Annotated in this window: 21 protein-coding genes; 11 read left to right on the top strand and 10 right to left on the bottom strand. The window is 41.6% G+C overall.

Features of this window, described 5'->3' with window-relative positions; genetic code table 11:
* Nucleotides 1–70: 70 nt before the first annotated feature.
* Nucleotides 71–1,345 carry a serine--tRNA ligase gene (gene serS, locus BM386_RS14855; RefSeq protein WP_091695730.1) on the bottom strand — a complete coding sequence of 425 codons (1,275 nt, stop codon included), beginning with the start codon at nucleotides 1,343–1,345 and terminating at the stop codon, nucleotides 71–73.
* Nucleotides 1,346–1,384: 39 nt separating this feature from the next.
* Nucleotides 1,385–2,152, bottom strand: coding sequence for a hypothetical protein (locus tag BM386_RS14850; protein ID WP_091695728.1), 768 nt, complete (start codon nucleotides 2,150–2,152; stop codon nucleotides 1,385–1,387).
* Between the two features lie 74 nt (nucleotides 2,153–2,226).
* On the opposite strand from BM386_RS14850, the gene BM386_RS14845 reads away from it, so the two are divergent.
* From BM386_RS14845 to trxA, 10 genes are all read left to right on the top strand, one after another.
* On the top strand, nucleotides 2,227–3,204 hold the full coding sequence (locus BM386_RS14845) for an isopenicillin N synthase family dioxygenase (RefSeq protein WP_091695727.1): 978 nt from the start codon (nucleotides 2,227–2,229) through the stop codon (nucleotides 3,202–3,204).
* Between the two features lie 3 nt (nucleotides 3,205–3,207).
* Nucleotides 3,208–4,407: a chromate efflux transporter gene (chrA, locus tag BM386_RS14840; protein WP_091695725.1), complete on the top strand. Its 1,200-nt coding sequence runs from the start codon at nucleotides 3,208–3,210 to the stop codon at nucleotides 4,405–4,407.
* 93 nt (nucleotides 4,408–4,500) lie between these two features.
* Nucleotides 4,501–5,166 (top strand): CBS domain-containing protein, encoded by a 666-nt coding sequence (locus BM386_RS14835; protein WP_091695724.1) that lies wholly within the window; start codon nucleotides 4,501–4,503, stop codon nucleotides 5,164–5,166.
* A gap of 3 nt (nucleotides 5,167–5,169) precedes the next feature.
* Nucleotides 5,170–6,045, top strand: a complete 876-nt coding sequence (locus BM386_RS14830; RefSeq protein WP_091695722.1) for an NAD kinase — start codon at nucleotides 5,170–5,172, stop codon at nucleotides 6,043–6,045.
* Nucleotides 6,046–6,149: 104 nt separating this feature from the next.
* Entirely contained in the window at nucleotides 6,150–6,899 is a 750-nt protein-coding gene (porG, locus tag BM386_RS14825; RefSeq protein ID WP_091695720.1) for a type IX secretion system protein PorG, read from the top strand.
* 35 nt (nucleotides 6,900–6,934) lie between these two features.
* Nucleotides 6,935–7,720, top strand: a complete 786-nt coding sequence (locus tag BM386_RS14820) for an isoprenyl transferase (protein ID WP_091695718.1) — start codon at nucleotides 6,935–6,937, stop codon at nucleotides 7,718–7,720.
* Nucleotides 7,721–7,727: 7 nt separating this feature from the next.
* Nucleotides 7,728–10,424 carry a BamA/OMP85 family outer membrane protein gene (locus BM386_RS14815; protein ID WP_091695716.1) on the top strand — a complete coding sequence of 899 codons (2,697 nt, stop codon included), beginning with the start codon at nucleotides 7,728–7,730 and terminating at the stop codon, nucleotides 10,422–10,424.
* A gap of 92 nt (nucleotides 10,425–10,516) precedes the next feature.
* On the top strand, nucleotides 10,517–11,050 hold the full coding sequence (locus tag BM386_RS14810) for an OmpH/Skp family outer membrane protein (protein ID WP_091695714.1): 534 nt from the start codon (nucleotides 10,517–10,519) through the stop codon (nucleotides 11,048–11,050).
* Nucleotides 11,051–11,153: 103 nt separating this feature from the next.
* Nucleotides 11,154–11,705, top strand: a complete 552-nt coding sequence (locus BM386_RS14805) for an OmpH/Skp family outer membrane protein (protein WP_091695712.1) — start codon at nucleotides 11,154–11,156, stop codon at nucleotides 11,703–11,705.
* A 192-nt stretch (nucleotides 11,706–11,897) separates the two neighbouring features.
* Complete coding sequence (gene trxA / locus BM386_RS14800; protein WP_091695710.1) at nucleotides 11,898–12,200, top strand: thioredoxin; 303 nt, start codon at nucleotides 11,898–11,900, stop codon at nucleotides 12,198–12,200.
* A gap of 28 nt (nucleotides 12,201–12,228) precedes the next feature.
* Here the strand turns inward: trxA and BM386_RS14795 are convergent, their stop codons facing one another.
* From BM386_RS14795 to accD, 7 genes are all read right to left on the bottom strand, one after another.
* Nucleotides 12,229–13,557 carry a pseudouridine synthase gene (locus BM386_RS14795; RefSeq protein WP_091695708.1) on the bottom strand — a complete coding sequence of 443 codons (1,329 nt, stop codon included), beginning with the start codon at nucleotides 13,555–13,557 and terminating at the stop codon, nucleotides 12,229–12,231.
* A 216-nt stretch (nucleotides 13,558–13,773) separates the two neighbouring features.
* Complete coding sequence (gene murQ / locus BM386_RS14790) at nucleotides 13,774–14,586, bottom strand: N-acetylmuramic acid 6-phosphate etherase (protein WP_091695706.1); 813 nt, start codon at nucleotides 14,584–14,586, stop codon at nucleotides 13,774–13,776.
* A complete protein-coding gene (locus tag BM386_RS14785) occupies nucleotides 14,583–15,425 on the bottom strand; it encodes an N-acetylglucosamine kinase (protein ID WP_091695705.1) in 843 nt (280 codons plus the stop codon). Before BM386_RS14785 ends, murQ begins: the two co-directional genes overlap by 4 nt.
* Complete coding sequence (locus BM386_RS14780; protein ID WP_091696132.1) at nucleotides 15,426–15,653, bottom strand: cytochrome b5 domain-containing protein; 228 nt, start codon at nucleotides 15,651–15,653, stop codon at nucleotides 15,426–15,428. It abuts the gene before it with no gap.
* Entirely contained in the window at nucleotides 15,653–16,804 is a 1,152-nt protein-coding gene (locus tag BM386_RS14775) for a formimidoylglutamase (RefSeq protein ID WP_091695703.1), read from the bottom strand. The genes BM386_RS14780 and BM386_RS14775 overlap by 1 nt, the downstream gene beginning before the upstream one ends.
* An 83-nt stretch (nucleotides 16,805–16,887) precedes the next feature.
* Nucleotides 16,888–18,189, bottom strand: coding sequence for an NADH:ubiquinone reductase (Na(+)-transporting) subunit F (nqrF, locus tag BM386_RS14770; protein ID WP_091695701.1), 1,302 nt, complete (start codon nucleotides 18,187–18,189; stop codon nucleotides 16,888–16,890).
* A gap of 131 nt (nucleotides 18,190–18,320) precedes the next feature.
* The gene (gene accD, locus BM386_RS14765) at nucleotides 18,321–19,163 is read right to left on the bottom strand and encodes an acetyl-CoA carboxylase, carboxyltransferase subunit beta (protein WP_091695699.1); all 843 of its coding nucleotides are present in this window, start codon (nucleotides 19,161–19,163) and stop codon (nucleotides 18,321–18,323) included.
* Nucleotides 19,164–19,389: 226 nt separating this feature from the next.
* Between accD and BM386_RS14760 the strand changes: the two genes are divergently transcribed.
* On the top strand, nucleotides 19,390–21,024 hold the full coding sequence (locus tag BM386_RS14760) for a carbon starvation CstA family protein (protein WP_091695697.1): 1,635 nt from the start codon (nucleotides 19,390–19,392) through the stop codon (nucleotides 21,022–21,024).
* Between the two features lie 220 nt (nucleotides 21,025–21,244).
* Here BM386_RS14760 and BM386_RS14755 read toward each other — a convergent pair whose 3' ends face one another.
* Nucleotides 21,245–22,723: a vanadium-dependent haloperoxidase gene (locus tag BM386_RS14755; RefSeq protein ID WP_244545539.1), complete on the bottom strand. Its 1,479-nt coding sequence runs from the start codon at nucleotides 22,721–22,723 to the stop codon at nucleotides 21,245–21,247.
* Nucleotides 22,724–22,773: the final 50 nt, after the last annotated feature.

Raw genomic sequence — 22,773 nt, 5'->3', positions numbered from 1 at the left:
AGGCCTTCAGACTTGTCCGATGCCAGGCTGGCTTGGACCTAAATCTGTTTAGCAGTCAAATTTCCTCTTATTAAGAAATCTTATCAAACCCTAAATATGGATGCAGCACTTTCGGCATATTGATACCATCCGGAGTCTGGTTGTTCTCCAGGATAGAAGCTACTATTCTAGGCAGTGCCAAAGCAGATCCATTCAAGGAATGGGCTAATTGCGTTTTCTTGTCGGCTCCTCTGAATCGTAATTTCAAGCGATTGGACTGGTAGGTTTCAAAATTGGATACAGAACTTACTTCCAGCCATCTTTCTTGAGCAGCAGAAAACACCTCCATATCGTAAGTCAGCGCTGAAGTAAAGCCCATATCACCTCCACAAAGTCTTAACACACGGTAAGGCAATTCAAGCTTTTGCAAAAGCCCTTGCACATAACTGCTCATGTCCTCTAGTGTCTCATAGGATTTGTCCGGGTGAGTGATCTGTACGATCTCCACTTTATCAAACTGATGAAGTCTATTAAGACCTCTCACATGTGCACCCCAACTTCCGGCTTCTCTACGGAAACAGGGTGAATGACCCACGTTTTTGATTGGAAGATCCTCTTCATTTAGAATCACATCCCGGTAAATATTCGTGATTGGAACTTCTCCAGTTGGGATCAAATACAAGTTATCCGCATCAACGTAATACATTTGACCTTCCTTATCCGGAAGCTGGCCTGTACCGTAACCAGAGTCTTCATTCACCAATATTGGCGGTTGGATCTCGTAATACCCTTGAGCCAGTGCTTCATCCAAGAAGAAATTGATCAACGCCCGCTGAAGTCTAGCACCTTTTCCTTTATAAACAGGAAAACCAGCACCGGATATCTTGTTGCCGAGATCAAAATCAATGATATCGTATTTCTTGATCAAGTCCCAGTGTGGGAGTTTATCAGCATGAAGGGTAGGAATTACTCCATTATCCAAAACCACTTCATTGTCTTCAGCTGTTTTTCCGGCTGGAACAGAAGAATGAGGGATATTAGGAATCGTATAAAGCAATACTTTCAAATCCTCCTCAGCTTTAGAAGTTTGATCTTCCAAGTCTTTGATCTGAATCTTTAGCTCGGCTGTTTTCTCTTTGATTTTGACTGCTTCTTCAGCTTTTCCCTCACGCATCAAAGATCCAATCTGCTTCGAAATCGCATTGGACTCACTTTGTATCTGATCTCGCTCTGACTGACTGGACTTTCTCAGCTCGTCCAGCTCAACTGCCTGATTCAGTACAGCTTCTGCATTTGGGAAATTTCTCTTTTGAAGTCCGGCCAGAACACCGGCGTAGTTTTCTCGAATTTGATTAACTAAAAGCATCTTAAAATCTTTGAAATTGAAGTTCCAAAGATAAGCATGTTAGCGAACAATGATGTCTTTACTCACACTTGAAAATGGCCCATCCAGCTCTTTTCCATCCGCGCGAAGTAAACGTACTTTCACCTGATAAGTACCTGCCGATAGATTTTCTATCCTTACAGGCGCCATGTGATCAATTTCATAGGTGAAGTCATTTAGCTGAATAGAAACCTTGAGAGCATCTAATTTCATATCCCCACCGATCACCAAAAAATCAATAACCACCTCAGTCCCGACCTCATATTCCTGGTCGGACCTAGGGTAATTCAACACCAAATAAGGCTCAGCTGAATAGGGAAAAGGCCTGGAATCACCTACCTGAAAATCTCTATCCACGTAATTCCCGAAATTTTTCAATGCAAACCCTTCCTCATCGACCAGATATGCCACTACCCGGTAGCTACCCTCGCTGAGCTCTCTTTGGAAAATGGGAGAATAAAATCCAACTGGATCTCCGCCATTTAGAATATTGAAAAGCTTAAATTCCTGCGTTTCATTTAAATCAAAAGGGAAGTTTTTGACATTAAATTCGAATGGAACTTTGCCTGGCTTGAAAATCTGGTTTCCCAAAGGGGTATATAATTCAAGAATGGCATCCGGATAGGCAGCCTGATCTTCATATTGAAAGAATTTCACTTGAGGAGCAGGAGCCGCTTCAGCTCCTTGACTTTGTGGCAAATCAACTACTGCTTCATTAACTCTCTCTTTCTCGGAAGAACAGGCTGCAAAAAGACAAATGAATGTGAGTAAAGTCAGGAATTTATTCATACAGCGCGTAAATTGAGATTAAAGATATTTAATTTTAAAGATAAATTAGACGTTGAACTATAATACATACCCAAATGGAAATCCTATTTGATGAGATCCCAAGTTTAGATTTAGCCGATTTTACCTCGGGCAACCCAGCACAAAAGGCGGCATTTGTACAGAAGCTTGGTGAGGCCTACCAAAACATTGGTTTTGTGGCGATTAAAAACCATGGCTTATCCCAAGACCTGCAAGATAGACTTTATGGATCTATCAAAGATTTCTTCAAACTTCCAGACGACATTAAAGCCAAGTACGAGAAACCTGAAATTGGATTTCAAAGAGGCTATACCGGTAAGGGAAAAGAACATGCCAAAGGCAGAAATACCGGAGATTTAAAGGAATTTTATCATGTGGGGCAAGAACTCAGCCGAATTCCTGATACAGATTCAGTAAAATCAGAATATCCGCCAAACATCTGGCCTTCTGAGCTTCCTGAGTTCCAAAATGATGCAAATGAAGCGTATCGCACACTTGAAAGCGCAGGGAAATCAATGCTTCAAGCAATTGCACTTTCACTGGAATTGGATGAAAATTACTTTGAGGATAAAGTAGCATATGGAAATTCTATTTTGAGACAAATCCATTATTTCCCAATTGAAAACCCTGATGAAGTACCTGCTGACGCTGTAAGAGCTGCGGAACATGGGGATATAAACCTGATCACCTTATTGATGGGAGCAAGTGCAGATGGGCTTCAGGTGAAGCGTATGGATGGCAAATGGATTCCGATCACTGCGCTACCAGACCAATTGGTAGTAAATGTAGGAGACATGCTGGAGAGGCTGACTAATAAAAAATTGAAGTCAACCATACACCGGGTAGTGAATCCGCCCCGGGAGAAAATGAATACCAGTCGATATTCCATACCATTCTTTATGCATCCCCGCTCGGAAATGGACCTTACCTGCCTGGAGAGCTGCGTAGATGCAGATCATCCAAAACAATTTGAAGATGCTACTGCCGGAGAATTCTTAGAAGAACGACTGCGCGAACTAGGGCTGAGAAAATAAGGGATGTCGGTAAAGAAAGTCCGATATTATCTATTTCTGAAAGACACCATCACGCTTTCTCTTACCGCCTTTGGAGGCCCACAGGCTTTCCTTGCTATGTTGCTTGAGCGTATGGTGAAAAGGAGAGCCTACATTCTGGAAGATGAGCTTTGGGAGCTTAATGCACTTTGCAATATGCTCCCTGGTCCATCTTCTACGCAATTGGTTTGCGCGATCGCATACCGGGTGGGAGGACCAAATTTAGCCTATCTTGCCCTTTTAGTTTGGATTCTGCCCGCCACCCTTCTTATGATTTTTGCGGCAATGCTCATTTATTTCCTCCAAGAAAATACGCCTGGGGCATTGGATTTCGCAAGGTTTATTCAGCCTATGGCTATCGGGTTTATCATTTTCGCTGCGCAAAAAATAATCGGTAAAACGATCAAGACTACGGAGGCAATGGTGTTGGTATTAATATCCGCATTCGTTTCATTTTTCTATAGTTCACCTTACATCTTCCCTGTATTGCTAATTATTGGTGGACTAAGTACCTCAATAAAGTACAAGCAACAACCCAAGCTGGAGAAAGAAGCTCCACTGAAAATCGAATGGGCAAACTTCTACCTCTGGGGCGGAGTACTAATTTTAGCTGCGGGACTAGGAGCTGTCACCAAATATCAACCCATAATTCTTTTTGAGAATTTCTATCGTAACGGAAGCTTGATCTTCGGCGGGGGGCAAGTGCTCGTACCTTATTTATACACAGAGTTTGTGGACTTCAAACATTTTTTGAGTTCAGAGGAATTTCTTACCGGATATGCAATCTCCCAGGGGATTCCTGGACCCACATTTAGTATTTCTTCTTATGTAGGAGCGCTATCTATGCGGGAATTCGGGACAGCAGGTTTCTTTATGGGAGGATTTATTGCGGCAGCAGGGATTTTCCTTCCAGGGATTTTCCTTATTTTCTTTGTCATCAGATTTTGGGATCAGCTGAAAAAATATCGTCCGGTACGCGCTGCATTGGAGGGAATAAATGCTGTTTCCTGCGGAATGCTAATCGCCGCGGCCTACCTACTATTTGAGCCTCTAGAAGCAAATGGGTTGAATATTGTATTTATCCTAGGTACCTATGTATTGCTTCAGTTTACCAAAATATCTTCTCCATTAATCATAGCCGGAGGTGTCATCCTCGGGATTATTTACAATAATTTCTTTCTGTAAAACAGGAGAAACCTCGGCTTATTTCATCCAAAATGAACAAGATTAGCTGCGCTCGCGTTTTAATAATCTAATTTCATTCCCTATCTTTCTTCTATGCACGCCTACGAATACATCAATAATCTGATTCCCCCCTTGAAGCTTTCTGACAAAACCGGAATGGCTCTGGCCTGGATGGAAGAAATCAGAACTGATGTACTTCCAATTATCGATCAGGGAAGTTTTCTGGGCCTCATCAAAGAAGAAACGATTTTTGAAATAAATAACCCAGAAACATTAATCGCAGATGTGGCTCCTGCCAATCCGCATTGCTGGGTCTATTCCGACAAGCATATTTATGACGTACTCCGCGTCAGCTCTGAGCAAAACTCAAATATTGTAGCCGTTTTGGACAGGGATTCAAATTACCTAGGTATAGTGACGATGGAGGATTCTATTTCCGCCTTTGCAGATAGCCTCTCTATCAAATCTCAGGGAAGTGTAGTGATTCTATCCATGAGTATGACTGATTATAGTTTATCGGAAATTGCAAGAATCATCGAATCTGAGAATACAAAGGTACTCAGCTCATTTATCACCACTGATCCTTTGGATGATAGTAAGATCAAACTCACTTTAAAACTCGATCAAACCGAACTTCGACATATCAAAGCCACACTTGAGCGCTTTGGGTATAAGATCATCGATCATTATCAGGAGGAATCCGGAGTAAGCAGCGAAGAGGATAGAATCGGTAACTTGTTAAGATTTTTAGATATTTAGTACATGAAAGTCGCACTTCATGGCTTAGCACTGAAAGCAGAACTGTTTTCAGACGTTCAGTCACTTTTCCAGGAACTCACCAAGCATCAATTCGAAATATTCGCCACTGAGCAATTTGATCGGCAGCTTCGCATGCATGGCAATAAGGCGCTGAATTATTGGATGCTGGAAAGCAGGGAAGACATGGCAGCTATGGATTTTGTGATTTCCATTGGTGGAGATGGCACTTTACTGGATGCCGTGACCTTGGTAGGTGATCTTGAAGTTCCCATTTTAGGATTGAACACCGGAAGGCTTGGCTTTCTAGCCACTGTAGCCAAAGAGAAAATTGCAGATGCCATAACAGATTTAGCTACTGAAAATTACCAGTTGGAAAGCAGAACATTGATTTCTCTACAGAGCCATCGAAAGTTATTCAATGGCTTAAATTTCGGGCTAAATGAATTCACAATTCACAAACGGGATACCTCATCCATGATTACGGTCCATACGTATATTGATGGCAAGTACCTGAACAGTTATTGGGCGGATGGGCTGATTGTCTCTACTCCTACAGGTTCTACTGGTTATTCCTTAAGTTGTGGTGGGCCTTTAATATCACCAGAAGCTAAAAACCTTGTAATTACCCCAGTAAGCCCGCATAACCTGAACGTACGCCCCATCATAGTATCAGATGAAAGTGAGATCAGTTTTGAAATAGAAGGCAGGGCAGAAAAATTCTTAATATCTTTGGACTCACGATCTACGTCAATTTCCTCTGAAGTAAAGCTAAGTGTGAAGAAGGAAAAGTTTTCTGCAAAATTGGTAAAGTTGCCTCATTATAATTTCTTTGACACACTAAGACAAAAGCTCAACTGGGGATTTGACATGAGAAATTGATTCAATGTCCTTAAGACTTAGCCGATTTGAGCTTAACAATTATTAACCCGCTAAATACTGAGATGCGTTTTTTAAACGTTAGGTACTTCATATCTTGCAGCGTCTTGAAAAAGGTCAATTTTCAGATTTTCAACTACTTACTTATCATTTCCATGCTTTTTCTCGGGATTACCGGAGAAATCAAAGCGCAGAAATACGATATAGGCGGCGGGATTGGAGTAGCTGCTTACAGCGGCGATATCATTCGGAAAATCGACCCCGGTCAATTAGGACTTCAAGGCACGTTGTTTGGCAAGAGAAATTTTGACAATGTGTGGTCATTGAGAGTAGCCGGTAGTGCAGCTTTTCTGAATGCGGCAGATAGTATCAAACCAATAGATCGTTTGGCTCAGGTCAGAGATGGGAGGTTTAGAGCTGGAATAATAGAGGCTTCGGCAGTTATGGAATTTAATTTCCTAGACTACTTGACAAGGAATTCAGAGTTCCGCTTTTCTCCATACGCATTCTTTGGGATAGGCTATACTTACGCTTTTGCGAAGGGTAATACCTATGCCTTTAATGTTTCTACAAAGTATAACGTTGGAACCTTGGTTATCCCTTTCGGAGGAGGAATCAAGTACCAACTAGATGATAGATGGACTTTGGCAGCTGAATTAGGCTTCCGTCCTACCTTTACAGATTACTTAGACAAAATAGATAGTACAGAGCCGGTAATTCCAAGATTTCAGGATCCCAATAATCCTGACGGTCCCTTCGGAATCAATTTTGGTAATGCCTATGACAAGGATTGGTACTACTTCTTAGGCGTAACAATTAGCTATACTATCACGACTACCAAATGCTACGCATATTAATAAATCGAGCCCTAGGGCTAATATTTGGAAAAGAAATGGCATTTTTGTACCTCCAAAAAAGTAAGGAACCGGAGACGGCTGGAATGAAGGAAGTATCTGACAACAACAACATCCCAAAGCATATTGCTATTATCATGGACGGCAATGGACGCTGGGCCACGAAAAAAGGGGCTATGCGGATATTTGGGCACAAAAATGCCACCAAGGCAGTAAAGGAAGCTATAGAAGGAGCAGATAGTTTAGGCGTAAAATACCTGACCTTATTCTCTTTCTCCACTGAAAATTGGTCTAGACCAAAAGCTGAAGTCGATGGATTGATGGAGCTGCTGGTGAAGACCATGTCTGATGAGATTCCTATGCTGATGAATGGCAACTTCAAATTAGAAAGTATTGGAGATGTAGATAGCCTACCCCCATCAGCACATAAAACACTGATGAGAGTGAAGGAAATCACCTCAAAAAATACGGGTCTCAAAGTGATCTTAGCCCTCAGCTACAGCGGTCACTGGGAGCTCACTCATGCAGCTAAACACATTGCTCAAAAAGTCTCAGAAGGAAAATTGAATGTCGCCGACATTACCCAAAAAGTAATGGCCGAACATTTGGAAACTACCGCCTATCCTGATCCTGAATTAATGATCAGAACTAGTGGAGAGTACCGAATTAGCAATTTTCTACTTTGGCAATTGGCCTACACGGAGTTGTATTTCACTCCTGTACTATGGCCGGATTTTAGAAGAGAGCATCTATTTGCTGCGGTCTCCGACTTCCAATCACGGGAAAGGAGATTTGGCAAAACGGGTGAGCAAGTTAAATCTTAAGTAATTAATGAAAAAAAGTTTACTGATTCTGTTTTGTCTGGTTTGGGCAAGTTCAGCAATGGCGCAAATACGTTTGGGTCAAAGTCGCTATGCCACAAGCAAGCCAATCGATATTTTGGAGCTGAACTACGTAAAGCCTCAAACCTATAGAATCGCAGAAATAAAAGCTGTGGGTCTTACCACCTTGGATGAAATCGCCATTCTTTCCTTATCTGGATTGAAAGTAGATGACAAAATAGAGGTGCCGGGAGATGCTATATCCAATGCTCTGAAAAAGCTATGGGGACAAGGGATCATCGGAGATGTGAAAATCCTGGTGACTAAAATTGAGGGTGATGATATCTACTTACTCCTTGATTTGACGGAGCGTCCTAGATTCTCCAGAGTAGAGTTCACAGGGATGAATAAAACCCAAGAAAGTGAACTTCGAGACAAAGTAAACATCCGAGGACGTGTAGTGCGTGATGACGTACTGAACAATGCCAAAAGGAATATTGAAAAATATTACTTGGATAAAGGTTTCATGAATGCGGATGTGAAAATCAAGCAAGAAAGAGATACTACCCTTCCGAATTCCGTAAAATTAATCTTTGATGTGGAGCAAAATTCGAAAGTAAGAATCAACGAAATCGAATTTTATGGCAATGAAGAACTGAATGATACCAAGCTCAAGAAGAAGCTGAAGAAAACCAAAGAGCACGCAAGAGTTAGTGTCTTTAAAGACGGATATTCTAGACTGACCGATGCCAGTGCTGAGGATATAAAGAACACAGTTTTATACACAGATTCTGCATCTCATGAAGATGTAAAAGAATACATCAACAAGAACTTCAAACTTAATTTCTTTAACGGATCCAAGTACATTCCAAAAGAGTATAGGAATGATAAAGATAATGTGATCAACTTTTACCAAAGTAGAGGTTATCGCGATGCCAAAATCGTGGCAGACTCCGTTTACAACTTTGGCGAGGATAAAATCAACATTGATATTGCGCTAGAAGAAGGCAAAAAATACTATTACAGAAATATCACATTCAACGGTAACTTTATTCACCCTGACCAAGTGCTCCTTGCAAAACTGGGCATACAAAAAGGTGATGTTTACAACAAAGAACAACTGGACAAGCGGTTAAACTACGACCCAGCTAGAGGAGATGACGTAAGTTCTTTGTATCAAAATGATGGGTACCTCTTCTTCTCCATTGATCCAGTTGAGGTGAATGTATTCGAAGACTCCATCGATATGGAAATGAGGATCTTTGAAGGCCCTCAAGTGACCGTAAACTCTGTCAATATCAAAGGGAATGAGCGTACATCTGACCACGTAGTCATGCGTGAGATCCGTATTCTCCCAGGTCAAAAATTCAACAGAGAGCTCTTAGTTCGTACCATTCGTGAACTCTCCACATTGGGTTATTTTGACCCTGAGAAAATCAATCCGGACTTAAGACCAAACTTTGAAGCAGCGACGGTGGACATTACTTTCGAACTTGAAGAAAGGCCCAATGATCAGATTGAGCTTTCCGGTGGTTGGGGAGGATTCTACGGATTCGTAGGTACAGTGGGGCTTTCGTTCAACAACTTCTCACTGAAGAATATTAAGGACTTCTCGAAGTGGGATCCACTACCTGTGGGCGATGGCCAAAAGCTTTCTTTACGTGTGCAGGCAAACGGTAGGTCATTCCAGAACTACTCAGTATCCTTGACAGAACCATGGTTTGGTGGCAAAAAACCAAATGCATTAAGTTTCTCATTCAACCACTCTGTACAGCGTCAGGTAGATTTCTACAACCAAAATAGCTTTGGGGATGAATTAGGCTTTTTTAAAATTACAGGAGCCACATTAGGTTTGTCCAAGCGGGTAACTTGGCCGGATGATAACTTTTATTTCAGTAACTCCTTGCAATTCCAGATCTATGAGTTTGATGAGTTTGGCACCTCATTCGGCCTAAGCTATCCAACGGGAACCTCTAATAGTCTTACTTGGAATACTACAGTTTCTAGAGTCAATATTGACAATCCTACTTATCCAAGATTCGGGTCGAATGTCACCTTATCTGCAGCTTTCACCCCACCCTATACTTCTTTGAACAAGAATATAACTGAAGAGTCAACTGATCAGGAAAAGTATAAGTGGCTGGAATACCACAAGTGGATGTTTGATGCGTCCGTTTACACCCCTTTATTTGGCTCAAATAAATTAGTGGCTAGTGCCAGAGCTCACATGGGCTTCTTGGGTTCCTATGGCAGTAAGCTAGGAATCATTCCTCTGGAAAGATTCGTGCTAGGGGGAGATGGCATGACTATGAACAACTTTGCCTTGGGTCAGGAGATAATCGGACTACGTGGATATGAAAACCAGTCTCTCACTCCAGGTAGAGATACCAGGGGACAAGAAGGAGCTGAGCCTTATGGTGGAGTAGTATATAATAAATATGTGATGGAGGTTAGGTATCTAATCTCACCAAATCCTTCGGCTACCATCTTTGTTCTTGGTTTTGCAGAGGCAGGGAACAACTGGGGCTCTTATAAAGACTTCAACCCATATGATCTAAAGAAATCTGCAGGTATGGGAGCTAGAATCTTTATGCCGGCATTTGGTCTATTAGGAATAGACTGGGGATATGGATTTGACGCCATTCCTGGCTCGACTCAAAGAAGTGGCTCACAATTCCACTTTACCATAGGACAGCAAATTCGATAAGCATGGATTTGGAGAGGGGAATAGTTAATTTATGCAAAAATTGACATTCTAAGAATGCACTATAATTTGGCCATTGTTAATTTCCCAAACCCATGAATAAATCACTGAAAATTGTATTTTTGCTGCTCCTTGTGCTACAGGCAGCACCTTTAGCGGCTCAAAAGATTGGATACATTGATTCGGAATACATTCTAAACAAGCATCCAGATTATGCAATTATCCAACAGGAGCTAGAGAACATCAGCTCAGAATGGAAGAAAGAGGCACAAAATTTGGATAAACAGATCAAAGAACTTACTGTCCAATTAAAAGCAGAGGAGGTGCTCCTCACAGAAGAAATGTACCAGCAACGGCTGGAAGACATAAAATTGAAACAAAAAGAATCCCAAGAATTCAATAGCAGGGTTTTCGGTATAGATGGGCAGTATTTCCAAAAACAAGCGGAACTCATGCAGCCCCTTCAATCCAAAATCTACGATGCTATCGAGCGAGTGACAAGAAGAAACAACCTTGGAATGTTGTTTGATAAAGCAGCAGATCCTTCTGCGATTATCTACACTGATCCAAGGCATGACTATTCGGAGTTCGTCTTAGAGGAATTGGGAATAGAAGACAACAAACAATAAAAACACCGAAAGGATGAAATCGAGCAAATGTTAGAATCAAAATCTAACTGATTCGAAACTGAGCGAGGTTTCATTTGGCCATTAAAAAACAAAACAAATTCATATGAAAGTAAAAGTTATCCTTTCCGCAGTAGCATTGCTTTGCGTAGGGTTCGCAGCTCAGGCTCAAGATGTAAAGATTGGTTATACCAACGTAGAATTTATCATGGATTTGATGCCAGAGATGGAGCAAATCGCTGCTGATATCAAAGACTACGAAACTCAGCTACAGACAACCATGCAGTTGAAGGGTGAAGATTTTCAGCGACAAGTACAGACTTACCAGCAAGCCATGAGCACTATGACTGAGGAAGCAAGAGCAGCAAAAGAAAAGGAATTGACTGACCTTCAGGCAAGTTTACAGAAAATGGAAAATGATTCACAGATCAGCTACCAGAGAAAATTGGGTGAGCTTCTTTCCCCAGTACAGACTAAAGTAATCAACGCGATCAATGCAGTAGCCGCTGAAAACAACTACACGCATATCTTCGCTGAGTCAGCAGGACAAGCTCCTATCCTTCTTTACACTAAGGAAGAAGACAAATTCACTGAGTTGGTCTTGACTAAATTAGGTCTAGAAATGCCAGCCGCGCCAGCAGCTCCGGCTGGAAATTAATTAACCAAAACAAACAAGGAGGCCGCTAATTCGAGATCGAGTTAGCGGCTTTTTTTGTAAGCTTTAACCGCAAAGCACATAGAGGTTGGCGCAAAGAGAATGAAGGTTAATTGTTAAGGGTTAAAGATTTCGTAGTTGCCGCAGGGGATTTTACCAATTATCGGATTAACTTTTAACAGAACTAGAATAGTCATGCCAAAGCGAAACCCAAAAGATATAATAAGTAAGAGTCAGGAGGCTGTATTAGTCGATTTCTATGCAGACTGGTGCGGGCCCTGCCAAACCATGGATCCTATTATAGATGAGGTGCTAAATGAGCTAGGTAAAATCAAGTTGCTAAAAATCAATATTGATAAAAGCCCCCAACTAGCCCAACAATTTGCGGTACGCTCGATACCTAATTATATTCTTTTCAAAAAAGGTAAAATTCTGTGGAGAAAAGGTGGGTTGATTACCAAGAGGGATTTGCTTCAAGGGTTGAAAGGGTTTGTATGAAAAAAGCTCCCGATTGGGAGCCTTTTACTTATATAAAGAACTTTAGTCGAATCACTTCCTGCTCAGAGAGGAATCGATAATGTCCACGTTTCAAATCTTTTTTATCCAAGCCTGCATAAACTACTCTATCCAGCGCAGTGACTTCATAGCCCAAATGTGCAAAGATTCTACGCACAATTCTGTTTCTACCGATATGAATCTCCAAACCAAGGATAGTTCTATCTAAAGACAGCACTTGCATATCATCTACATCAGCTTTACCATCTTCAAGCGTCAAACCTTCAATGATGTCTTCCTCGTCTTTCTTCGTAAGCGGCTTATCTAAAGTCACCTGATAGATCTTTTTGATCTCATTGGAAGGATGTGAAAGCTTAGCTGCCAATTCGCCATCATTGGTAAACAATAAAAGTCCAGTAGTATTTCTATCCAATCGACCTACAGGAAAAATACGTTCCTCACAGGCATTACCCACTAGATTCATCACGGTCTTTCTATCCATAGGATCCTCGGTGGTGGTGATAAAATCCTTTGGCTTATTCAAAAGCACATAAACCGGTTTCTCAGGATTGATCTTTCTCCCTTGATATACTACACGGTCAGTTTTCTTTACTTTCCGGCCCAGCTCAGTGCAAACCTCACCATTCAAAGTCACCAAACCCTGACTAATCAAAGAATCTGCTTCTCTTCGGCTACAAATCCCGGAATTGGCAATGTATTTATTCAGTCGAATGAGGTTATCCTCACTCTCCATCTTTTTCTTCTTCTGAGGAAGCGCATCAAAATTATAGTCAGGTCTTTCTACGTTAGTATCTTGATCTACAAAACGCTTCTTCCCAAAGCCCTTTGAATCTTTTTTATCTGACTTATAGGTTGGTCTTCCAGCTGCAAAAACTGGCTTTTGATCTTTTCCTCTACCCTTATAAATAAGGCCATCTGGCTTTTCGGCAGCTGTTGGCTTAGCAGACTTAGAGTCTCTTTTATAAGGCTTTGGCCCCTCTGATTCTTCTTTTTTTGCAAAAAACTGTTTTTTCCCAGCACCAAATTCTTTCTTTTCTGAGAAATCAGAACCTTGATCTTTCTTTGGACCAAAATTAGATTTAGAACCGAACTTCTTCTCTCCTAAGGTTTTGAATCCTGATTGCTTATTAGTTCTTGGCTTCTTTTTGAAATCAGAAAAGTCGTCTTCATTTTTACCGAATGACTTATTTTCTGAGCCAGCCTTTGAAAATCCTGAGTGGTTGGATTTATTGAATCCTTCAGATTTTCCTTTGTAACCTCCTCTTTGTCCTGAATTGGAAGGTTTGGAATCTTTTTTTCCTTCGCCGAAAAACGGCTTTTTCGAATTGTTATCTTTCATAGAATTGCAGCATCACTGCTGGATAAAATTGTGAAGATTAAGCGATTGGAATTCAACCCCTTAATCGGGCTGCAAAGGTAAGACCAATCTGGAGATTTCTAATCATCTGATTAGGAATTATTCCTCCCGTGTAAACCTTCCAGGTTTTTAACGAAATTCCCTAGAACCCAACAATCCCTTAAATTCTATTATGAAAACCTAGAAGGTTTCTTTAATCTAGCTCTTTGACTTATAGAAATATTCTGTAGCTTTTCGCACAGAACCTTGAGTGAGCAATAACTCTTTCGCTTTTTCCTCATCTACTCCGGTAGTTTCCATGATCATTTTGGTACCTCGCTCTACCAGCTTCGCATTAGAAAGCTGCATATCGACCATCTTATTGCCTTTGACCTTACCTAGCTTGATCATCACGGTGGTGGAGATCATATTGAGAATAAGTTTCTGCGCAGTGCCGGACTTCATTCGCGTACTTCCTGTAATAAACTCCGGCCCAACTACTGCTTCTATGGGGTGAGCGACTTCTTTGGAAAGAGGCGAATCTGGATTACAAGTGATACTACCAGTTAAAAGGCCATTTTCTCTCGCAGTCTTAACCCCACCGATAACGTAAGGAGTAGTCCCAGATGCAGCAATTCCGATCACAGTGTCATTGGCATTAAATCCGTAATCCAGAATATCCTTCCAGGCCTGCTCAGGATTATCCTCAGCATTTTCCACAGCTTTCCTGATGGCTGTATCTCCCCCTGCAATAATTCCGAGAACCAAGTCAAAAGGAACCCCATAAGTCGGCGGGCATTCTGAAGCATCCAATACGCCAAGTCGGCCACTAGTACCTGCTCCTATATAAATTAATCTTCCACCCTTCTCCATTCTAGGAACAATTTCATCGACCAGAGCGCTGATTTCAGGAATTACTTTTTCCACAGCTAGCGGCACTTTTTTATCTTCTTTATTGATATTTTGAAGAATAGAAGTGACATCCATCTGCTCCAGATTGTCATAAAGAGAAGTGCTTTCAGTTACTTTCATAATTTCTCTTGGTGATATAGTGTCAAGCCAGCAATCGGACTTTCAATGATCAAATTTACATTTATCTGCACATCTGAGGCGGCTTTGCGAAGAATATCAGAGTTATAAAAAGCTATAGATCCTACAAAATTCACCGGCTTCTCGGTATAACCTGAATACTTCATCACGTGCTGCTTAAAGAAATCCTGAAAGGAGTTATAATAAAGCATATAGCAATAGGGATTGGACTTGTGCTCGGTGATAAACCGGCAGAAGCTAGCCATGTAGCGATTAGGAAATGGCTTCTGATAGACATGTTCCTGAATCACTGTATTGCTAAGATGGAAATTCTCAATGAGTTCCTTTTTGATTTCGGCTGGCATCTCATCGTTAATAAAATCCTTTAACAGCTTTCTCCCGACATATCCTCCACCGCCTTCATCACCAAAAATATAACCTGGTGCAGGACGGGAATCGACGATCTGAACTCCATCGTAATCACAACTATTTGAACCGGTTCCTAAGATACAAGCTATCCCAGGTTGATGACCGCAAGTGGACTTGGCAGCCGCAGCGAGGTCATGATCGATAATGATTTTAGCAGTTGGAAAAACAGTTTTCAATGCTGAGGACACTTCGCTTTTTCGATCTGGAGAAGAGCAACCTGCCCCATAGAAGTATATTTCTTCGATCTCAGGCTCTAGCTTCATCAAAAATTCATCCTGCATTTGAATAGCCATCTCTTCTGAAGTCTGGTAATAGGGATTAAACCCAATTCCCCGATGCTGACTGATTCGACGATCAGAATGAATTACTCTCCAGTCCGTTTTGCTGGATCCACTATCTGCGATTAAAATCATCTATGCTAATTGCCCAACGGCTTGAAATTTCTCAAATACTTTTTCGGTGTGCGGTGCATCCGGCAGTTCTTCTGTCAGATCCTGCCCTGCCCAATGCTCGTAATGCATGCCTTTCTTCCAAAGTCTGGAGCTACTCACATCATATATTACACCTTGATAAGCTACCCAAATCTCAGGTTTATCCTGTCCATTTCGCAAAGCAAGCTGCTGTTTAGTGTAGAGCTTCATTAAAGCAGCTTGATTTGGGCATTGATCCATCGCTCAGGAATCTCACCTTTTTGAGCCATCTGATAGTCCGCATAGCTACATGGAACCGTACTGACCCGATCAAATTTCTCAGTTTCATTATGCGGAATCTCCATCCACCACTTGCCACTTCGCTTACTTTTATAGAAAACCAAAGTATTTGGTTTGGTGTCCAGAGAAACGGTGTATTTGGTATAATCACTGCTTTTGAAAGAAAGACTATCTTTCCGGGAATAAAATCCTTCCAAGAAATACCAAATCATAACTGAAACAACTTTGGCAGTCTTATTAGCTGCATCGTCGTAATAAGGCTCATAACCATAAATCCCGATGGAACTCAACTTCTCATTGGTACCGGCAAACCAGCAAATCTGGCAAGCTTCTTCTGCTGTCAGTCCAAAAGGCTCAGCATTCACCGCTCCAGGAGCGTCAGCAGACTGGATGGCACATAAGTCAAAACTCAATAAATCTGCATTTCTGATCAATGGCTCAACTTCCTTGAATTCACTTCTTAATTCTCCAAGGCGGACATGTTCAAAATAAAGCTTTTCAACCACATTGATCAGCGAAGGATCAACCAAAAAGCTTTGATAAGCCAAATGGGCTGAGGAAAATAGAAAATTAGGCTGATGCAAAATGATCTCCTGCGTATGCTGATCTGCAAGCGGACCTTCTTCTTCCATATCCAATTTGGCATCTACGGTCAACAAACTGACCAGTTTTTTCATTTTCTGGTAGGACAAATATTGCCCATAATCCAAGTCATGGGACCCCCCAAAATAAATTGGGAGAATCTGATGCTTCATCAGGTAATCTCCCACCTCCTGCATCATTTGATAGGTGTCACTTAATTTCTCTCCAGAAATCAAATCACCTAAATCAGCTACTCGATAAGCTCCAAAACCTTTTTTTAAATCATACAGCTTCTCCCGAATCTCACTACTTCCTCTGTCGGCACTCTCGATTTTGCCAAGACCACGATTTTCTTTGATCCCGACCAAAGCAATCTGTACTCCTTTGAGATCTGGGAATTCCTCTCCGAAAAAATGGATTTGCTTAAAGAATGAATTGTTTGGATATTTTTTCTGCCAAAGGTATTCGGCAACTGGATCAAAATAAGATTGGATATTCATAAGGGGTGATAGTCTAAGGTAAAAATAATCAAAAAAGGCTCTTAAATAAAAAATCCCGCCGAAGCGGGATCTTTTGTTTTTGATTAACCTCCGAAGTCATCGAATCGGATGTTTTCCTGAGGAATTCCCAGATCATCCAGCAACTTCAACACTGCTGAGTTCATCAAAGGAGGGCCACATAGGTAGTATTCCACCTCGTCTGGCTCAGGGTGATCCTTCAGATAGTTATCATATAATACTTGGTGAATGAAGCCAACATAACCATCACCTTCATCTTCCGGAGTTTTCTTGATTTTCCAATTGTCTTCTGGAAGTGGCTCAGAAAGACCAATATTAAACTGGAAATTAGGGAATTCTTTCTCGATGTCTCTGAACTGAGGAACATAGAAAAGCTCCTTCTTAGATCTACCACCGTACCAGTAAGATACTTTTCTGCCAGTCTTCTCGGTGTGGAAAAGGTGGAAAATCTGCGCTCTCAATGGAGCCATACCTGCACCACCACCGATGTAAACCATCTCGCGTTGGGTAGGATTAATATGGAATTCACCGTAAGGACCAGAAATAGTCACTTTATCGCCTGGAACTCTAGAGAACACATACGAGGAACAAACACCTGGATTTACATCCATCCATTTGTTATTAGCTCTATCCCATGGTGGAGTAGCGATACGAATCGTAAGCATTACAATATTACCTTCAGCCGGGTGATTGGCCATGGAGTAAGCTCTGAACAACTCTTCGTCATTCTTCATCGTCAAGTCCCAAAGACCAAACTTGTCCCAATCACTTTGATATACGTCTGCTGGGTGACCTAGATCAGGGTGAGGAGTGATATCCATCCCTTTGAAGTTCACTGTGATCACAGGAACGTCAATCTGAATATATCCACCAGCTTCGAAGTCAAGCGTTTCTCCCTCAGGAAGTTTCACTTTGAATTCTTTGATAAAAGTAGAAACGTTGTAGTTAGAGATAACCTCACACTCCCACTTCTTGATACCAAAGATCTCCTCAGGAACGCGGATCTTCATGTCATTTTTCACTTTCACCTGACATGCAAGACGAACGTTACTTTGCTGCTCTGCTCTGCTCAAGTGACCTACTTCGGTAGGAAGGACTTCTCCTCCACCTTCTTCGACCACACACTTACACATCGCGCAAGTTCCGCCACCACCGCAAGCGGATGGAAGGAAGATTTTTTGGCCTCCTAGTGTAGAAAGCAGGGTAGTTCCCGCTGCAGTTACAATTGGAGAGCTCTCGTCACCATTGATTACAATGTTGACATCACCCGAATTGACCAGTTTGGACTGGGCAAAAAGGAGAATAAATACCAGTAGCAGTATGATTATTGTAAAGGCTACAATGGATGTGATAATTACTGAACCCATGAAATTTTGGTTTAATTTTTCTTATGGATTGGCCCAATACGGGAGCACAAATATATTTATTAATCACTAAAACAGACCAAATCGCTGTTCAAATTTGGCTTGAATAATTAAATCCTTTAGTCCTAACGCTATTAATTATTTAAAAGGCTAAGTAAGGTGGTCAATCGGCTTTTCAACTGACGACGATCTACGATGAAATCCAGGAATCCATGCTCCAACACAAACTCAGAACTTTGGAAACCTTTAGGTAAATCCTTACCGATCGTCTCACGAATAACCCGAGGACCCGCAAAACCAATTAACGCTTCAGGCTCTGCAATGTTGAAATCCCCTAGCATGGCATAAGAAGCGGTCACTCCACCAGTCGTCGGATCTGTAAGCATAGAAATGTAAGGAATACCTGCTTGATCTAACAACGCAAGCTTGGCAGATGTTTTAGCCATTTGCATTAAAGAAAACCCAGCTTCCATCATTCTAGCTCCACCAGACTTTGAGATCATCAAGAATGGTATCTTATTTTTCAGCGAATGGTCTATAGCTCTAGCGATTTTTTCACCCACTACCGAGCCCATTGAGCCACCGATGAAATTAAAGTCCATACAGGAAATCACGATGTCCAATCCATTCATTTTGCCCACAGCAGATCTCACAGCGTCATTCAACTCTGTTTTTTTGATCGTAGCTTCTATTCGGGAAACGTAAGGTTTGGTATCGGTGAATTTCAGAGGGTCCCCAGATGTCATGTTGGCATCAAGTTCCTTGAATTTATTGTTGTCAAAAAGAATTTCGAAATATTCCTTCGAACCAATTTTTACATGAAAATCATCATCTGGGCATACGTAAGCGTTGTTTTTCAGCTCTCTTGTATGAATGATATTTCCGTTTGGGGTCTTAAACCAAAGGCCATCAGGTGCATCTTTCTTTTCAGCTGTAGATGTTTTGATGCCTTTGTCAGTTCTTTTAAACCAAGCCATATTGAGTTTTTAGGTTGTTTTTGACGAATCAAAGGTTACAAATTTAGTCGTTAAATCCGTTAAATAAAACCAACTCTGTAATCGCCTGACAAATCAATTTTATCTGAGCGCACAGGGCTTTATTTAAAATCGTTTTTTCAATGATTAATATTTACCTTATTTTGAATTCGCATACTAATGAGTAGGTTTTTCATTGAAAAATATACATATACCCAAATAATGACACATGAACCTTGCCGTTCTTCTCCTCAGTTCCGCAGTAATATTATTCATCGCCTACAAGGTTTACGGGAGGTATGTGTACCGAAAATTTGGCCTAAATGATAAAAATCCAGCTCCATCTCACACCCATAGAGACGGGGTAGATTATGAGCCCAGTAAGCCAATTGTGGTTTTAGGACATCATTTTGCTTCGATTGCCGGAGCAGGGCCAATCGTAGGGCCGATCATCGCAGTGACCTTTGGATGGATTCCGGCAGTAATCTGGATTTTGGTTGGGGGGATATTCTTTGGTGCTGTACATGATTTGGGAAGCATGGCTACTTCGCTAAAAACTGAAGGAAAATCCATTGGAGTAATCATCAGAAATCAAATTGGGATGAAAGGGAAACAACTCTTTGTCATCTTCAGTTTTTCCACTCTAATTCTTGTAATAGGCGTTTTTTCAGATATTATAGCAAAGACTTTTGTCACCAATCCTGGAGTTGCGTCAGCTTCAATACTCTTTATTTTGTTGGCCATAGGCTTCGGAATAGTAAATAAATTGGTTGGTGACCGGAAGACAGCATTTATTATCATTACTGTAATAGGAGTGATCTTGATGTATTTCTTTGTGTATCTCGGAATGAAGCTTCCATTTGTGCTGGATTACAAAATATGGGTTTTGGCACTTTTGGCTTATGCCTTTCTTGCTTCGGTGACTCCTGTGAGCATGTTGCTTCAGCCCCGTGATTACCTCAATAGTTTCTTGCTTTATGGATTGATCATAGCCGCTGTCTTGGGCGTGTTTATAGCCAATCCTGCTATAGAAATGAGCAATGAAGTCCATGTATCCGATGAAAATCTTGGCTATATTTTCCCCGTTCTTTTTGTGACCATAGCTTGCGGAGCCATTAGCGGATTCCACTCACTTGTGGCTTCTGGTACTACTTCCAAGCAATTGAATAAGGAATCAGATGCAAAGTTGGTAGGCTTTGGAGGTATGTTGATCGAATCGTTTTTGGCAATTATTTCCGTGGGAGCAGTTGTGATTCTTTCCAGATCAGAATATGTTACTCGCCTTTCCGGCGAAGGTCCAGTGGCACTTTTCTCCACAGGGTTAGGCGGAATGATCGCAACTTTGGGGATTTCAGAAGAATTTGCCGTGGGGTTTGTAGCACTTACAGTTTCGGCTTTCGCGCTTACTACTTTGGATACATGTACCCGATTGGCTCGATTCACTTTGCAGGAATACTTCGAAGATGTGCCACAGGCAGCGGGTCAATTTCTAGCTAAAAACCGATACGTATCCACAGGAATCGTGGTCTTATTCTCCATTTTGCTTTTGCTCTCAGGGGAATTCACCACACTTTGGCCAATCTTCGGCTCAGCAAATCAATTACTTGCAGCTCTTGCTTTACTGACAATCGCTGTTTGGCTAATCAAGAAAAACATCAATGCGCTATTTGTGACCATTCCCATGTTTTTCATGTTCACGGTTACACTTTCTTCCTTAGGACTTTTTGCCTGGAAAAACTTCAAAGATGAAGTGTATGTGCTTTCAATTATTGCGGCCTTGCTCTTTATTTTAGCGATCTCCTTAATGGTTTTGGCAACAAAAAGTCTGAAAAAAGAAGTCAAAGAACCCGCAAAGGCTCTTTGACTTTTTTCTATATGTATATCCGCCTTTCTGCCAGTAAGCAGGCAAAAGCAGCATAGGATATGTTAAACTTAAGAATTGAGGCCACTTCAGCCTGTCCCGCCAATGCGGGAGTCATCGGTCATCCCCGCCTGCTGTCGGGCAGGGGTCTTCCGGCCTGTTGAGCAGAGAAATATTGGTTACTGGCATCATTCCGTATATTCATATTTTTCTATTTAGCATATTAATCATCTGCGCCGTCGGATTTGGCGACATCGATGGTGTATTGGGCTACATCTCTACCTTGGGTAGTTCCCACTGTGGCATCAAAAGTCCAGTGAATACCTCCATAAACCCGAGAAATGGCCGCTTCTTCTGCCCATTCATGGAATATCTCTCCTTCCTGAGGGAAAATATATGTCAAAACAGAAGCAGCTGCTGCTGAAAAGACTGAATGCCCTGAAGTGTAGCTAGGAAAATTTGGAGTACCTGCAATAGTCTCAAAATCCTTGATCATCTGAATAGGTCGCGGGTAATAGTAGTAATACTTCGCATCCCAGCAGCTAATTCCCCCGTCCATAATTGCCATATTCATATAGGCAAATGTGCGTGCTGTGCGAATGGAGTTTAATTTATATTTCAGAATATATTCTCCAGCTATGTCATTCCAGTGCCCTGGAGGCGTATAGGTTCCCAAGCCATCTTGCCAGAAGTTGGCGATTCTCCTGCGCTCATGTGTGACATTATCCGCATAATCCTGAAGTATTTTTATGTCTTTCTCAAATGCCTCTGATCCTGGTGCCGGTGGAACAGGAGGTCTGGTATCTTCTACATTTTGAACATTCCACATTTTCACTTTTCCAAAAAGTGGGGTTAATCCAACCGGTCGAACCGGGCTTTCCAGATTTTCCCACTGCCAGCCAAAGCGATCAAATGCGGCTTGTCTCAAGGAATCAGAAACGGCCTTAGGCGACTGGGCATATTTCATTCCGTCATCAGCTGCTCTTGCCAAGGCTATTCCAGCGATTTCTTCACCGATCTTTTTCCCAGCTTCTAAATCGCTTGGCACATTCTCACCAGCCAAAATCAGGCTTTCCAAATGCTGCTCTTCCAGCTCTTTCAGATAATCTGCTTCCAAAGGAAACATAGCTGTTAGGATTTTTCTGGAAACTGTAGCTAAAACTGCTCCTTCCGAAGGATAAGAAGGCAAATTGTTTGAAACATAGGCATGAGGAATATCCATATCCACCTGATAAGGAGCAGGTCTTTTGAACTGAAATTTATAATGCCAGGCAGAAATCATCCCATCGTATTGCGCCACAGAAAGATAAGCCAAAGCTCTACTTGCATAAGGTGGGTGAGAAAAAGGAAACACAGGTGGACCAGCTGGATTGGCTGGATTAGGTAGCGTATAAGACTCATCTACGTTTGGTCCCGGGATCAAATTATACTTAGCTATCAATCCGAGTGCGACTTCATTCCAGCGGAGCACGGCGTTGTTTGTCCAATGATCTACATTTTTCCTTTGATCACCTGACATTGAAGCAATAGTAGATTTTACTCCTTCCACTTCTGCCAAAAACTCAGCAGATGCTACTCCAGAAGGTGCATCAATGGCAAGTTCGCTTCCAGAGGAAATTAATATCGGTTTCCAGTTACCCGCATCCTCATCTATTCCTGAAAATTCATAGCTCTTATATTCCAGTTCAGTTTCTAAGTCCATGTTACAAGCAGTCATTAGAGCTCCTGTAAGTAGGGATAATATTGTTAGTC

The sequence above is a fragment of the Algoriphagus locisalis genome (genome assembly GCF_900116615.1).
GTDB lineage: Bacteria > Bacteroidota > Bacteroidia > Cytophagales > Cyclobacteriaceae > Algoriphagus > Algoriphagus locisalis.
This window is presented reverse-complemented; position numbering and strand designations above follow the sequence as displayed.